The organism is Burkholderia sp. Bp8991, from assembly GCF_003853795.1.
Lineage (GTDB): Bacteria > Pseudomonadota > Gammaproteobacteria > Burkholderiales > Burkholderiaceae > Burkholderia.
In genome coordinates, this window is the sequence record NZ_QTQJ01000017.1 from 1 (window position 1) to 15321 (window position 15321).

At 67.2% G+C, this 15321-nt stretch carries 7 protein-coding genes and 1 pseudogene; all 8 read right to left on the reverse strand.

Annotated features, from left to right (window positions below):
• Window positions 1-264, reverse strand: a pseudogene (locus DIE02_RS19900) (c-type cytochrome biogenesis protein CcsB); the annotation flags it as partial.
• A 183-nt stretch (window positions 265-447) separates the two neighbouring features.
• Complete coding sequence (locus DIE02_RS19905; protein ID WP_124521873.1) at window positions 448-1119, reverse strand: cytochrome c; 672 nt, start codon at window positions 1117-1119, stop codon at window positions 448-450.
• A 43-nt stretch (window positions 1120-1162) separates the two neighbouring features.
• Complete coding sequence (locus DIE02_RS19910; RefSeq protein ID WP_185641327.1) at window positions 1163-2548, reverse strand: cytochrome C; 1386 nt, start codon at window positions 2546-2548, stop codon at window positions 1163-1165.
• Window positions 2549-2696: 148 nt separating this feature from the next.
• On the reverse strand, window positions 2697-4346 hold the full coding sequence (locus DIE02_RS19915) for a c-type cytochrome (protein WP_409364199.1): 1650 nt from the start codon (window positions 4344-4346) through the stop codon (window positions 2697-2699).
• Between the two features lie 74 nt (window positions 4347-4420).
• Window positions 4421-5251 carry a hypothetical protein gene (locus tag DIE02_RS19920; RefSeq protein ID WP_124521877.1) on the reverse strand — a complete coding sequence of 277 codons (831 nt, stop codon included), beginning with the start codon at window positions 5249-5251 and terminating at the stop codon, window positions 4421-4423.
• Between the two features lie 5 nt (window positions 5252-5256).
• Window positions 5257-6096 (reverse strand): outer membrane lipoprotein-sorting protein, encoded by an 840-nt coding sequence (locus tag DIE02_RS19925; protein WP_124521879.1) that lies wholly within the window; start codon window positions 6094-6096, stop codon window positions 5257-5259.
• Window positions 6097-6157: 61 nt separating this feature from the next.
• A complete protein-coding gene (locus DIE02_RS19930) occupies window positions 6158-6658 on the reverse strand; it encodes a hypothetical protein (protein ID WP_124521881.1) in 501 nt (166 codons plus the stop codon).
• Window positions 6655-15309 carry a choice-of-anchor Q domain-containing protein gene (locus DIE02_RS19935; protein WP_124521883.1) on the reverse strand — a complete coding sequence of 2885 codons (8655 nt, stop codon included), beginning with the start codon at window positions 15307-15309 and terminating at the stop codon, window positions 6655-6657. Before DIE02_RS19935 ends, DIE02_RS19930 begins: the two co-directional genes overlap by 4 nt.
• Between the last annotated feature and the right edge of the window lie 12 nt (window positions 15310-15321).

Here is a 15321-nt window from a genome sequence, read left to right on the forward strand (position 1 = left end):
CAGCCGCGCGGGCTTCCAGCGCCAGCCGAGCACGACGAGCGCCGGCACGGTGCCGATCATCACCGCCTTGTCGTAGTCATTCATGTGTTCGTTGTAATGCACGAACGCATGGCCCGCGCACGCCACGAGTGCCAGTGCGAACAGCCAGTCGATGACCGACAGGCGCGCGAGGAACGGACGGTCGTCGCCCGGCCCGCACGCGCGAACCGCGGCCGGCGCGCGAAGTCGTCGAGGCAGCCGATACAGTGACGCGGCAACGGACATCATGCCGCCGCGGGACGATTGAATGGCTTTCATGAGCGTCACCAGGATGGAACCATCGGATGCAAATAAAAAGAGGCGCCCCGCCCCGGGGGAGACGAGACACCTAAACGATCGCCGCCGGCGCCGCTCGTCTGCCCGCCCCGCGGCACCTGCCGCATGTGACGCCGGTTCGGCGCCGGCGGCTCATTGCGCGGCCGACGGGCTCGCCGGTGCGTCGGCTTCCGGCGGAAACGCCTCGACATAGGCCGCGACCGCGCGCATTTCCTGCTCGGTCATGTTCGCGCACACCCCCTTCATCACCGCACCGCGTGGCCGCGTGTCGGTTTCCCGGAAAACCCTCAGCTGCTTCAGCACGTAGTCCGCGTGCTGGCCGGCGAGCCGGGGAAACCCGGTCATGCCCTCGCCATGCTGGCCATGACAGCCGACACAGGCCGACACGCCCTTGTCCGGCAGTCCCGATACGAAGATCGCCTTCCCCGCGTCGAGCAGCAGGCGATCGCCGACCGCGCCGAGCACCGCCGGCTGGCTCGAGAAATAATCGGCGAGCTGGTCGATCTGCGCATCGGTCAGATGCGTGAAGCCCCACATGTAGCGCTTCGCATTCGGATCGGCACGCGCGTGATGCTTGAAGTCGGTCAACTGGTCGACGAGGTATTCCTTGCGTTGCCCGGCGAGCTTCGGAAACATCGGCGATATCGACACGCCGGTCGCGCCATGGCAGTTCGAGCACACCTGCAATGCAATGGTCTTGCCCGACACGGCCGGATTGTCGACTTCCCGAGACCGCTCCAGGTCGTGACAACCCGATGCCGCCAGCACCAGCGCAAGCCAAGCGAAATGGGTCACCTTGTTCATGTCAGCGCTCTCCCTGCCGCAATGTCCGTCGCCCCGCCGGATGTCAGAACGAAGCCAGCCATAGATAGATGAACAGCGTGTCGTTGTCCCTTGCATTGCGCCCGTTGCCGTCGTAGTTGGTCGTCGCGCCGAGGAACTTGGTGAAATGCGTGTACTGGATGCCGACGCGAACGTGCTGATCCGGCATCCAGAATATTTCCGGCGTCCATCCCTGGGTATTCGGATGGAAGTTCGCGCTCGCCGCATAGGCGGTGCTGTCCGCGGTTCCCGTCGTATTGAAGAACGACAGGCTGACGCCGTACTTCGACTGGTAGATGTACGACGCCTTGAGCCGCAACGAATTCAGGTTCGCGGCCGTGTTGTCGCTCACGACGAAATTGTTCGGATCGTGAATGTTCTCGCGTATGTAGCGCGCCTGCGCGGTGATCGTGTGCGGCTCGAGCAGGTACTGGTACTGCGTGTCGAAACCGTAGTCGCGATAGCGCGTCACGCCCGTGCCGAAGATCGGGAAACTGTTCGGGTCGTTCGGATAGACGTTGACGCTCAGCCCGAACGCGCCGACCATCAGGCTGTGTGGCCCCCATTCGCGCGTCAGCGCGATGCGCGCATACGGGTTGTAGCCGCGCAGATAGACCTGCGGGTGGTCCGGGTTGCCCGCGTGGTTGCCCTTGCTCAGGAACGACCAGATGCCGTCGGCGGTGCTGTAGGCGGTCAGCTCCGCATAGACCGTCTTGTTCCAGTACAGGTACCCGCCCATGCCGACGACCTGCATCGCGAGACCGCCCTCGATGATCGGCGTGACCGGAACGCCGGCCACCGGGCTGATCGCCGAGCCGATGTACGGATAGCTCCAGGCCGGCGCGGTATTGAATACATCCTGCACGGTCGGGTTGTTGTGGAGCGTCAGGCCGAGGATCAGATCGTTGGCCGGAGACATGATCCGGTCGACGAAGCGGAAGTCGGTGTTGTCCGACGCCCACCAGCCTTTCCATTTTCCGTTGGCATCCTGATGATCGTAGTTCGTATAGGTGAATTGCGCGAAGCCGCCGAGATGATCGGTGATCTTCCCGGCGAGGAACACGCTCGCGAAGTCGAAGATCGGCAGGCCGTTCTTCGGCGTGATCGGATTGCCGCTGGCGTCGCTGTTGGCTCGCGTCTTGCTCAGGTCGCCAATCGCCATCGCCGCGAGCGGAATCGTACGTTCGCCCAACGTATAGCCATTCAGCTTGAACATGCGCCCGTACGGCGTCAGTTCGGGAAACTGCCCGCCGGCATGGCAGGCGACGCAGCTCTGCCCGGTCTGGCGCGCGAAGATCGGCAACGCGTGCCCGACGGACGCCTGCAGCATCGCGAGCGCCGCGATCACGATCATCCAGCCGCGATGCACCCGGCGATGACGCGTGTCATGCCCGACAGGAAGCGTTGTCATGGCGGTTTCCCTCCTCACGCCGTATGGCCCGCGCTGCGCCGGAACGTCGCGCGATGTCTCCATTGTGCGAAGCACCCGCGAAAACCGGCATGGGGAGATTTCCTCCATACGCGGCCTGATTCCTACTCCATCTCGACCCGCGCTCCGCTCAGGGGACGATCCAGGGCCCGTCTGCGGCAAGCTTCGTGCGATCCGGCCCGGCGAACCGCACGATATAACCGCCCTTCGACGCGAAGCGCTGCCCGGGCGCGAGTGTCAGGCGCGGGTAATAGCCGGTCAGGATGCGACGTTCGAGCATGTCCTCGATGCGCTCGACGAGGTACTCGCGCACGAACGCATCGACCAGGTGGCTCAGCGTCTCGGCGAGCAGGCCACACGCGAGATACGTGTCCGCCTGCACTTGCGGCGCGACCATCGGAATGTGCCGGATCGTGAACCAGCCGAACGCGTAGTCGACGCGCACGCGCCGCCCTTCGGGCAGGTCGAATGGATAGGCGACGCGTGTCACGCCGCGCCAGCTCGTCGGCAGCGGCGTGCTGTCGAGCCCGCCGAGCAGCCCCGACATGAACACCGTGTCCGCCGCGGGCGGCACATGCTCGAGCGCCGCGAGGTCGGGTGGCCGCAGCCACAGTACGAGCGCATCGTCGCGCGGCATCCCGTGCAACGCATGCGTGACGCCCTCGTGAGGCGCAAGCGCGCGATTCGACACCGCGATGCCGTGCGCCTTCAGCGCGGCGGCCAGCGCCTGTGCGCCCCGCTCGCCGTTGTCGCCCGCGCGATAGACCTGCCTGACCGTCTTCACCGGCCGCGCACCGGCTTCGTCCAGGATGCGCTTCGCGATCAGGTCCGACTCGAGCAGTACGCCGCGCGAAAAGTACACGGAGTAGAAATCGCGATCGGTCTCGACCGGCACCTCGACATTCGGAAACAGGCACGGCACGGCCTCCTGTTCGCAGAAGTCGTGAACGGGCGCCCAGTTCCTGCCGCCGAGCCCCGACACGACGGCCAGCACCGGCTGCCGCTCGAGATACGCGTTCAGCTGCGCATGCCACGTGTCCGGCGGCCCGGTGAGCGACCAGACATGCAACTCCCAGCGCCGATTGACCATGAACATCATTTTTCGCGTCGAGCGCAACGGCGGCGTCGCGCCGAACGGAAACGCGTTCTTGTCCGCGAAGTAGTGCTGCAGGACGTCGAGCATGCCGGCCCGCTTCACCGGGTCCGCGTCCGGCGTGACGATCGTCGCGAAATGCAGCACCGTGTCCGTTACGCCCGGCAGCCTGCGCCGGTCGAGGCGTTTCAGATAGCTGCTCAGCGCGGCCATGTCGGCATCGTCGAGCGCGTACTGCGGCATCAGCCTGCCGAGCGGCCGGCCCTCCGAATCGATCCCTTCGCGCACGGCCCGCGCGAGCCGTTCTTCCGTGTACGGTTCGCGATCGGTGCGCATGTCGGGCACATACGGAATGTCGAGATCCTCACCGGTTTGCGCGCGAGGATGCGCCAGGTAGCGCCACGTGATCGGCGGGATCGTATTGTTGCCTTCCTTCGATCCGAGGCCGCTGCGCCGGTGGCAATTGATGCAGGCCGCCGCGGCACCGCGCAGACGCACGCCGTCCTGATGCACCGCTTCGAGCGGCGCGCCCGAACCGAGGATGCCGCGCCGGTAGATCGCCTCGCCCGCGCCCGCATCCGCCGGCTCGGCGGATGCAGATGGTGCAGCGGCCGCGGTCGGCGCAGCGGGCGCTGGCTCTTCGCCAATCGCCTGCCCTGTGCTCGCGCCCAGCGCGACCAGGAGCATCCACCGCGCCAGCCGCCTGCGCGACGCAGGCTGGCACGCCCCCGCGAGGGCGCGCAGCCGCCCCCGGATGCCGTTCATGGCCGTACCGTCGGCCGGCCGACGCCGGGCTGTATCGGCGACGCGTTCGCATCGATTGCCACTGGACGGCGTCCGCCCGGCGAAGCGGGCCGGGCGAAAATCGCGTCGTCGAGCGGCGGATTCAGCGACACCTTGTCGATGATCAGCGTGTCCTTGCTCGGCGCCGCCGCCGTTCCGCTCTCGATCTTCATCGGAATCTGCAGGCCGTCGATGCGCTTGAAGTTGCTGTAGTTCACCTCCACGGTGAGCGGGCCGCCGGGCCCGCGCACCACGCGGTCGGTCTTCACGTCCAGGAACGTGCGGCCGTCGATCCACACGTGGCGCACCGCGCCCGACGGCAGCTTCACCGCGAGGCGGTACGCGTCGTGGCCGCCGAGCGGTTCGACGCCGTCCAGCGTAACGGCGATGCCCTTCGCGTCATGGTCGATCAGCGGTCCGTCGATCACCTGCTCGTCGCGCGCGGACATCAACTCGCCCGGCGTATACGGCCGCAGGCCCGCGCCACCGCTCGCGCCCTGCTTCCAGCCTTCGCGGCCGTCGAACACGCGCACGGCCTTCTGGTTGAGCACGGTGAGCTCGAAGCGCGTCTTGTTGGGCCGCTTCATCGCGAGGATGAACGGCATGTCGCGCACCGGTGCGTTCGGGCTGTCCACATGGCCCGACCAGACCATCGTCTCGACCTTGCGCCAGGCGTCGAGCCCGCCGCGCGCCGCGATATTCTTCTCGACGACCTGGTCCGCGGTCAGGCCCTGTCCCGGCAGTTGCCTGCACGCGCAGAGGGCCGCCATCGCGCAGCCGGCGAGCACCCACGATCCGATCCGTCCCATGGCCGTCACCTCGTCCGGCTATCCGTCGGGTGACCCGCCGCCCTGGCGACGGTGAGCGGCGGCTTGCCGAACAACGCGTCGTCGGCCGCCTCGTTGAGCGCGACGTGCTCGATCGTGATCCGGTGCGTCTGCTTGACGCCGCTCACGACGGTCTCGAGCGTGTGCGGCATGACCAGCCCGTTCTCCTTCCTGTAATCGCGATAGAAGATGGTGACGCTGTGCGTCTTGCCGTCCAGTACGCGCGGTTCGCCGTCGATCTTCAGTTCGAGGAAGCTCGACGCGTCGACCCACAGGCGCCGCGTCGCGCCGTCCTTCATCGTCAGCTTCAGCACGTACGCGCGGTGCCCTTCCACCTGCTCGGTGCCGAGCGTCTCGATCGTGGTGCCCTTGTTCGCGTAGTCGATCAGCGGGCCGTCGAGCTCGGCGGACGACGCGGCCGACTTGAGCTGCGCCGGCGTATACGGCTCGACGTCGTTGCGGCCGAGGTACGGCCGCACGAGCCAGCCCTGCGAGCCGTCGTACACCTGCAGCGCGGTCTGCTGCTCGAACTGGATCTCGAGCCGGCTCTTGCGCGGGCGCTTCAGCGTCAGCGTGAACGGCAGCTTCACGTTCTTCTTGCCGCCCGCATCGAGCTGGCCCGTCATCCTGAGCGTCGACACCGCCCGCCACGCCGGCAAGCCGCCGCGCGCCGCGGCATTGCGCGCGGCGATCTGCGCCGCGTCCATGCGTGCGGCCGATGCCGCCTGCGCATTCCCCGCCGCCGAGGCCGCGAAGGCGACCTGGCCGAAAGTCAGAAAGACGGCGGCGCACGCCACCGAAATCGACTTGAAAAGAAACCGGTTCATGACTGCTCTCCCCGCATGCAGGCCGCCCGTTGCCGATGCGCGACGGCACGCGTTTATGTGATTACTCGACCACCAGCCCGTCGATATGCAGCGAATCGATCAGGATGCTGACCCGTTCGCCGCGCTTGATCGGCCCTCCCTTGTTGGAAAACACCATCCAGTACTCCTGGCCGGCGATCAGTTGGCCGGTCTGCCGCAGCGCGCCGATCTGGTCCATCACCGGAATCACGAGCATCGCGTGGCTCGTTTCTCCGTACAGGTAGACGGTCGACTTCGTGTCGGCGAGCAGCCGCGCCTTGTCCGGATCGACCACGCGGTAGCTGAAGCGGATCAGGTTGCCCGACGCGGTGCTGCGCACGTGCAGGTCGTCGATGCCCTTGCCCATCTGGTAATAGGCCTTCGCCTCGCGCGGCAGGCTCACCGGCACGTACGGCGAGCGCCGGTGCGCGGCCTCGGCCGGCGCGTCCTGCCCGGCCGCGGCCGGCCGAGGCAGGACCACGGCAACGTACGCGCCGCCCGCGAGCAGCAGCGCCGCTGCCGTACGCCACGCGGCCCGTTTCACCGCAGCGCCCCGGTGAGCGTGGCGGGTGCCGCCTGCGCCGGAATCGGCGCCGGCGGGCGCGGCGCGGTACCCGGTTGGGTACGGGTCTGCGTCTGCGTGCGATTGCGCGGCGGCGTCTGGGTCGGGGCCTGCAGCAGCACGTTCGACGGCGGCCGCGCGAGCGCCGGAGTCTGCGTCAACGCACCGGCCGGCCGCGGCCGCGCCGCCGGTGCGAGCCGCGGCGCGCCTGCCAGCGGCCGCCGCAACGCCGGCGCCTGGATCTGCGTCAGCGGCTGGAGGCCGTTGAGCAGGCCCTGGATCCCGCCGGCGCCCGGCAGCCCGGCGAGCAAACCCGCCACGCCGGCCGGCTGGTTCCCGCCCAACGCCAGCGGATCGGTCGGCCCGCCGCCGAGCAGGCCGCCCAGCAGGCCCGGCGTCACGTACTCGACCGCGCCGATGTCGTAGCCGTTGCCTTGCGGCCGCGGCGTGCCGAAGATGTCGTGATTCGGTGCGCCGCGCCCGGTGGCCGCCCCGATCGCCGGCGACGTGCCCTTGATCGAGTAGTTGCCCATCATCACGTTGTAACCCGCACTGCCCGGCGTGAGCGCCTCGTTGAACAGCGACAGCGGCCCATACGACATGTTGATCCACTGGTTGCCTTCATCGGGCGTGGCCGTCGGCATCAGCCCGAACAGCGGATTCGGCAGCACCGCGTCGGCGATCCCGGGCGGCACGGCGAAGCCGTTCCCGCCGGCTTCCGGCGGCACCCGCGACCCGTTGCAGTACTGGCCCACCGTCTGCGGATCCGCCGCGATGTTGGTCGTGGCGTAGCCCGCCGTGCTGGTCATGATCGAATGCTGCGGATTCATCGTCAGCCCGGATTGATGATTGGCCGGCCCGGTGTCGCCCCACGCGCCGATGTCCCAATAGAACGGCGGGGTCGTGCCGCCCGTCACGCAAAAGCCTGTCGACTTCCCCTGCTGGTTCAGGACCGGGTTCAACGTGACCGCGTTCTGCACGCCGGGGATGTTCGGGTTCGGCTGCGAACTCACCGAGATGTAGAACGAGCGGTTTTGCCAGAACAGGTTGTTGGTCAGCACCGGGTTCGAGAACTTCGTGCAGTTCGGCTCATCCGCGGGACACCTGACGTTCCCCCTGAAATTCGCGGGCGGGACGAACGCTGCCAGCAGGTTCTGCGTATGGGACGTCGTCTCCAGCCCGGCCGGCTGCTGCGTCGAGGCCTCGATGAAACTCGTGCAGGTCGAGTCCGCGCTGTTCGGGCTGCTCGTGCATCCCGGCGGCGGCACGTTCGACTGCGACGCGGCCGGCGTATTGAACAGCACGCCCGCCGACGCCGTCGCATCGTTCGCGATCACCGTGTTGTTGATGAAGTCCACGCGCACCGCATCCTGCAGCGACACGCCGCCGCCCGACCAGCCGGCCACGTTGTCCGCGATGATGTTGTTGATCACGCGCACCTTGTACCACTTGTTCGGGTTGCCGAGGTTGCGCTGCACGTCCGTGCCGTTGACGCTCTGCAGCCGCAGGCCGCCGCCCTTGCCGCTTTCCGCGGTATTGCCCATGATCAGGTTGCCGTCGATCACCAGATCCGGGCCGATGCCGTCGGACAGCTGCGGCGCGCAATCGACGTCGACGAGGCTGTTCTCGCAGAACGTGCCGTCGGGCGGCACGCCCTGCGCGATGATGCCGCCGCCGTACGTCGGCAACGTCGGGTTGTTGCTCTGGTTGAACAGCACCACGTTGTGCGACAGGTCGCCGTTGTAGCTGAACCCGAAGTGCGCGACGCCGCCGCCGTCACCGCTGCTGATGTTGCCGCACACCCAGTTGTAGTTGAACTTGTAGTAGTCGGCGCCCGAGCAGAGCGTCACGCCACCTGCCGACGACGGCGTGGTCGAGTTGATCTCGTCGCCGTACGACGCGTTCCCCGTCACCGCGTTGTGATGAACGTTGACGAACGTGTTGTACATGAACGGCAGCTGCGTCACGCCGTCCGCGGCGATGGTGCCGTCGGGCACTTCCACCTGGCCGACCGTGATGCCGCCCGACAGCGTGCCGGCATTGCCGGTCACCCGGTTGTTCGAGACCTCCGTGTAATGGTTCCAGCCGTGCAGGAAGATCCCGCCGCCGCCCTGCGAGCTGTTGGTGACCGTGATCCCGTCGATGCGCGACGGGTTGCACAGGAAGTTGCTGTAGTTCGGGTCGTTCGGATCCGTCGTGCAGTCGTGCCGCGTCAGCAGCGTGCAGACACCGTTCGCGGTGCAGTTTGTGCTCGGCTTCACCCCCTTGCCCAGCACCGTGATACCCGCGCCTTCATACGCGCCCAGCAGCGACGGCTCCATCAGCAGCTCGCCCAGGTTGCCGTTCAGCGTACTGTCCCAGCCGACGGTCGGCTCGAACGGGATCGGATCCGCGTGCCCTTGCATCTGCGTCGAGCACTGATAGGTGCCTGACGGATCGTACGGGTTGTTGGTCGGCGAGATCGGCTTCGTCGGGTCGTATGCGGCCGAAATCATCCCGCCGTCCAGCGACGTGCCGAACAGGCACGAGATCAGCCTGCGCCACGGATCGAGCTTGCCGGACGGATGCGTGTTCGCGTTGACCGTCACCGACCCGGCGCCGACGCCTTGCAGCCGCACCGGCTTCCACATCACCAGCATCTCGTTGTACGTGCCCGGGCCGACGACGATCATGTCGCCCGCGCTCGCATGATCGATCGCGGTCTGCAGCGCGTTGCTCGCGCCGTTCTCGCCGCCTACGTAGGTCGGCGTCTTGCCGCCGACCGTCACCGTGATCGCGTCGATCGAGCGCTTGCCGTTGCCGGCCGTGACCACGAGCTCGCCGCACTGCGTCGCCGGCGCGCCCATCTGCTGGATCGTGCAGGTCGACGGCGCCGTCAGCCCCGGCAGCACCGGAATGCTCAGGTCGGGCACGGTGACGACGATCTGCGTGTCGCTCCACGACACGACCGGTGCCTTGACGCCCGCGATCGTGACCGTACCGGTGCCCTGCGTGTTGCCGAATCCGTAATGGCGCGTGATGAACTTCTGGTTGAACGGCGCCGTGGTCTGGCTCGGTCCTGTATACGCGTGGTTCACCACCTGTTGGTCGCCCAGCGCCTTGATCGTCAGCGTCTTGCCGGGCGCACTGACCCACGGGCCCGCGCCCGCGCCGATCGCATCGCCGGTCACGCTCGAGATCGCCGGCGTCGCATCCGGATACGCGCAGTCGGGCTGGTTGTATCCGTCGGCGAACGCCTGCACCGGCACCACCGGCGTATCCATGTATTGCGTCTGCCCGGGCATGAACGGAATCTCGTAACAGAACTGGCTGTAGGCCGGGTTGTACAGCGGATCGGTCATCATCTTGCCCGGATGATTCGGATCGGGGATCGGGCCCGGGTCGTTCATGCACGTGACCATCATCGTCGGCGCATAGCCGGTCGGGTTCGGCGGGTTCACTTCCCAGGTCGAGAAGGTCAGCCCGTTGTAGATGCCCCACTGGTCCGAATAGGTACGCGAGGTTTCGTTGCCGGAGAAATCCTTGAACGAGATCGGCACGTTCGGCACCGCGAACTTTTCGCCGAACTGCGGCGAATACGGGTCGAACTCCGACGAGAAGTCGTCGAGCATGAAACCCGTGTAGTGCGCCGCAACGTGCGTCGAGCTGAAGATCCAGAACTTCGCGAGCACCGATTCCTCGTCGGTCAGCATCACCTCCTTGCGATCGCACAGATGCCGGGACGCGCCCGCGAACGGTGCGACTTCCTTCGAGCCCGGGAACAGGCTGATGTAGTCCGGCACGATACGCAGCTCGCCGACGCACGGCCAGAACCGCTCGACGCTGCCAGTGTCGCCTTCGGCATGCGGCGTCGAACCGAGGTTCGTGGTCGGGTTCTGCGCGTTGTTCTGGTTGTACGTCGAGTTCACCGCGGCCTGGTCGGGCAGGATGAAGATCGCGCCGATCCCGGCGAACTGCTGCGTCACCGGTGCGATGAAGTTGTCGCCGATCAGGATGTTCTTGTCTTCCTCCTTCACCAGTTCATAGCCCGGCGGCACGATGATCTCGACCACGTACTTGCCGGCCGGCAGCATCGGCGTGCCGTCGACGGGGTTCTTGCCGACGCAGATCGTGCAGTTCGACGCGACCGGCTTGCCGTTCGCGTCCGTCGCCGTCACGCTCGGGAACTTGTACATCCCGTCATACGGCGCCGGCTGGATCTGGTTGAACACGTGCATGCCGTCGTAGCACTTGAACTGCGCGTTCGCCGGCAGTTGCCGATGCTGCGGATCGAGCCAGTTGGTGCTGTTCTTCAGCGTGAAGTAGAACGGGTCGTTCGGATCCTGGCCCGGGCAGTTCATGTTCGGCGTCACGCCGTCCGTGCGGAAGCCCTGCGCCCAGTCGTCCCAGCTCGCCGTCTTGGTCGTGTCCACCAGCGTCAGGTTGGTCGTGCCGTCCGTGGCCGTGCCCTCCTGATACAGGTTCACCGTGACGTTCGGCACGTTGGGCGTCCACTTCGTGTGGATCAGCAGCGTCGGATCGTCGAACGGCCGCGTCGACGCATAGATCACCTCGCCGCGAATCCCGCCGTTCTCGCCCTTCGCGAACGGCGTCTTGCCGAACTCGATGAACGAGTTCTGCCCGGAGAAACCCTGCCATGCCTCCGAGTTCACCCACGGCGGATCGACCCGGCCCGTCGAGCCGCTGCCGGTCGACGTGCAATCCGCGTCCGCGCAGTAGCGCGCGCCCGGCACCCGCAGGTTCGGCGGCACGGGCAAGGTTTCGACCGTGTTCGCGAAATTCCCGGCGATCGTCGAGTTGCCGCTGCCGGGCACGCCGGTGCTGTCGACCGGACCGCCCGCGTCGTACACGACGTGTGTGCCGCTCGACTTGTAGCGCGTCTGGTCGTCGTCCACCACGTACCAGTTGAACAACGGGAACACTTCGTTGAACGGCGCGTAGCCATTGCCGTCCGTGTTATTGAAGCTCGAGAAGCTGCCGTCGCGGAACCGCAGGTTGGTCGACGCCAGCGCGATGCCGGGATCGTCCGGGTGCGAGATGCCGTCGCCGTGCAGGTCGATGAAGGTCCGCGTATAGAGGTTCGTCTGCCACTGCAGCACGGCGAGATCGCCGACGTCGACCGTCGTGCTCCCGTTGGCCGCAGGCAGTTGGACCGCCTTCGCCAACCCGTCGACGATCTGGTCGTTCCATTGATCGAAGACCGTGATGCGCGTCGTGCCGCTCGGCAGGCCACTGATCGTGAACTTGCCCTGGCTGTCGCACTTCGTGAAGCCGTAATCCTCGCCGTCCGGATCGCCGACGCTCACGTAGCATTGCGAGAACGCCAGCGAATCGTGCGACCCGCTGCTGTACAGATTCTCGTTCGGCGGACGGCTGTAGTGCAGGTTCGTCACGCGGCCCGTGAGCGTGTTCGGGCACGCGCCGGTGTCGCACAGCCCCGTCTTGGCCGCGTTGGTGCGCCGCGCGTTGATCGTCTTCGGATTCGCGAAGCCGATCGACACGTGATAGCCGGCCGGCCCGAACTCCTGGAAGTACGCGGGCCCGCCGACCTTGATGAACGCGTCATGCGCCTTCTGGCCGTCGAGCGTGTTGGTCTGCAGCCATTCCTCGCCGCGGCCGATCCGGTCGGCCGCCGGCGTCGCGATCACGCCGTAGCGTCCGGGCATCAGGTTCGCGATGACGGCCTGGCCGACCAGCGGCGACAGCGTCTTGCCGTCCGATTCGTATTTCGGGCAGGTCGGGATCATGCCGACCAGGCCGTCGGTCGCCGGCGTGATCGGGCATGCATTGAGCCCGGTGAGCGGATCGACGGTGCCCTGCAGCGAATTCGACAGCGGCATGTTGAACATGTCGTAGGTCATCTGCCCGGTCGGGTCGCCGGTGCCGCCGGCGTCGTCCCAGAGCTTGATCTCGAAGCCGCCGAGGCCCGGCTCGCGTGCGGTGCCGAAACCGTCGGTCCCGCCGCTGACATCCACTTCGCCGTTCAGCGGCGCATCGTCCTCGAACACGAACACCGACAGCTTCGCGGTCTGGTACGGGGTTTCCGTCAGCAGCACGTTGAGCTGTCCGGCTTGGCCCGCCGCGGTCTGCCCGGCCTTCGCGGCCGCGATCTGCGCAGGCGAAATCGGCGCGCCGCCCATGCTGTGGCCGCACTTGCCGGTGCCCGGCGCGAAATCCGCGCCGCTCGGGCCCGACGGGCAGTCGAGCGCGATGCTGAATTGCCGCGTGGTGTTGGCGGGCGGCACGCCGCCGCCATTCACGAACGTGTTGCCCGCGTCGCCCGGCAGGATCGAGATGTAGTAATGCTTGGTCGGATCGAGCGCCACGTATTTCGGATCGACCGGCGTCTGCTGCGAAACGTTGGTGCCGGTGCGGCACGCGCCGTTGCCGACGTCGCACACGGTCGGCAGGTGCGTGTTGGACACCGGGTCGTACACGGTCTGCCCGGATTCGCACGCGACGGTGCCGACACAGCCGGCCGCCACCACCGGCATGTAGCTCGTATGGAAGTTCGTGCCGAGACTCGGCACCGGCAGCGGCGGGCAGTTCGCCGGCCGCGACGTCGCCGAGTTCACCTGGCAAGCCGGATCGATCTGCATCGTGCGGTCTTCCTCGATGATCCAGCGATAGTCGGTGAGCTTGACCATCTTGTTCGGTGCGACCGCGTCCGGCGCCATGCTGGGCGCATCCATCACGTTCACGACCAGCCCGCTGCCGGGATTGAACGTGACCGTCACGGTCCCCGCGTTCGCGCTCGTCTGGTTCTGCGTGTTGGTGACCTTGTACTGGAACGTCATCGTCTGCGCGGACGCGCCGGCCATCGGCGGCGTCGTCGGCATCGCGGTAAACGAGCCGTCCGGGTTCAGCGTCACGGTGCCGTTCGTCGCGCTCGACGCGACGATCTGCGCGGTGAGCGGCAGCCCGGCCGGATCGCTCGCGCTGGCGAGCACGCCGGGTGCGCCGATCTGAACCTGCGACGCGATGTTGCTCGAGAAGCTCGCATTGCCCGCCGTGGGGATCGACAGGCACTTGTTGCTCGTGGTGCACGCGGTCAACGTCACCTTCGCCGTCACCGGCGGCGTGCCGTTCGTCGACTGGTAGACGAAGCTGTCGTTCGTCGCGCTGCTCGACAGGTACGTGAAGGTACCGTCCGTGTTCAGCTTCAGCGTGCCGCTGGCGGGCGGCGTCTGGACCTTCACGCCGTAGACGCCGGAGTCGTTCGCGATCACGCCCTTGGCCGGATCCGACACGGCGAGTGTCGTGCCCGGCACGAAGTAGTAGTTCGCGCCCGTGGCGGTCGGCGTTTCGCCGATACCGGCGGTCGCGGACGGCTGCGCGTTGTTGACCGCAATGTAGGCCTGCATCCCGCCGTCACGCAGATTGTTGGTCGACAGGCTCAGCTCGCGGTCGTACACGGGCATCGCCCCGGCAGCCGGCGCGTTCACCATCACGTCGTAGGTCTTGCCTGCAGCCATGAACACCGAGTTCTGGATGCGCTGCGTGCCAGGTAGCACGTTGCCGTCCTCGGCGACCAGCGCGAACCCGGGCACGGCCGGATTGCCGGTTTGCGCGCCGACCACGGCCGGAACGTGCATGCGCAGGCCGGCGTTCACCAGGCGCACCAGCACCTGCCCGGTCGACGCCGGCACGTTCGCGCTCGGCGGGAACGACGACGCGTTCGGGTTGGTGCGATCGAAGGCCACGCCGTTGATCAGGTAATAGCGCGGATCGTAGTTCACCACCGGCGGATAGCAGGTGCCGAACGTGATCGACTTCGAGTCGCCGCACCCGCCCGGCTGCCCCGACCACGCGGCAGTTTCGCTGAAGCCCTTGGTCGCGACGGCCGCGGCGACCGCCGCGTTCTGCACCGGATCGATCTCGCTCATCACGAGCGGCACGTCGGCGTCATAGCAGGACGCCGAATTCGGATACGCCAGCTTCGTCGACGCGCACGTCGAGCTGGCAACGGCCGGGCTCTTCACGACCAGCACGCCGTACAGGCCCATCGGCCCCTGGATCGACGGGTGAGTGCCCGACTCCAGCAGATAGGTGCCGGGCTTCAGGTTCGGCCACGTGAGCGTGGTGTGCGATTTCGGATCGGTCGACGCCGGCACCTCGGTCCCGAACGACTCGACGCGCGGCCCTTGCGCGGGCGGCACGAACGACGCCATCGGCGCGGTCGAAGTCGCGGTGACGATCGGCCAGGTCGTGGCGGTCTGCGTCGGATGGACCGGGCTCGGCGTGGTCGTCGGTTTGTCGCCGAGACCGCCGCCCAACTGCCCGACGATTACGAGCGAGGTCGGCACGGGCGCCGGCAGGTTGTTCGTCAGGTTGATCTGCAGTTGCCCCGCCGGCACGGTGACCACCACCGGCGACCAGTTCGCGCCGGCGGTCGTGTTCGCGGCCGCGCAGGTGGCATTCACGGCTGGCGCCGCCGCGACGCCGGCCGGCGTGCAGCTGTAGCCCCACATCGGCACGGACTGTCCGTCCGGCATCAACGCCGTGGACGCCTTCGCCGTGAGATTGACGACCGCTTGCGCGAAACATGCCTCGCCTGCCGTCAGCAAGATGGATGCCGCGACCCCCGCCTTGAACAGATCAAGGAACGTCGCCGTGAGCTTGGTGGATCTCATCGCCTTTCTCCC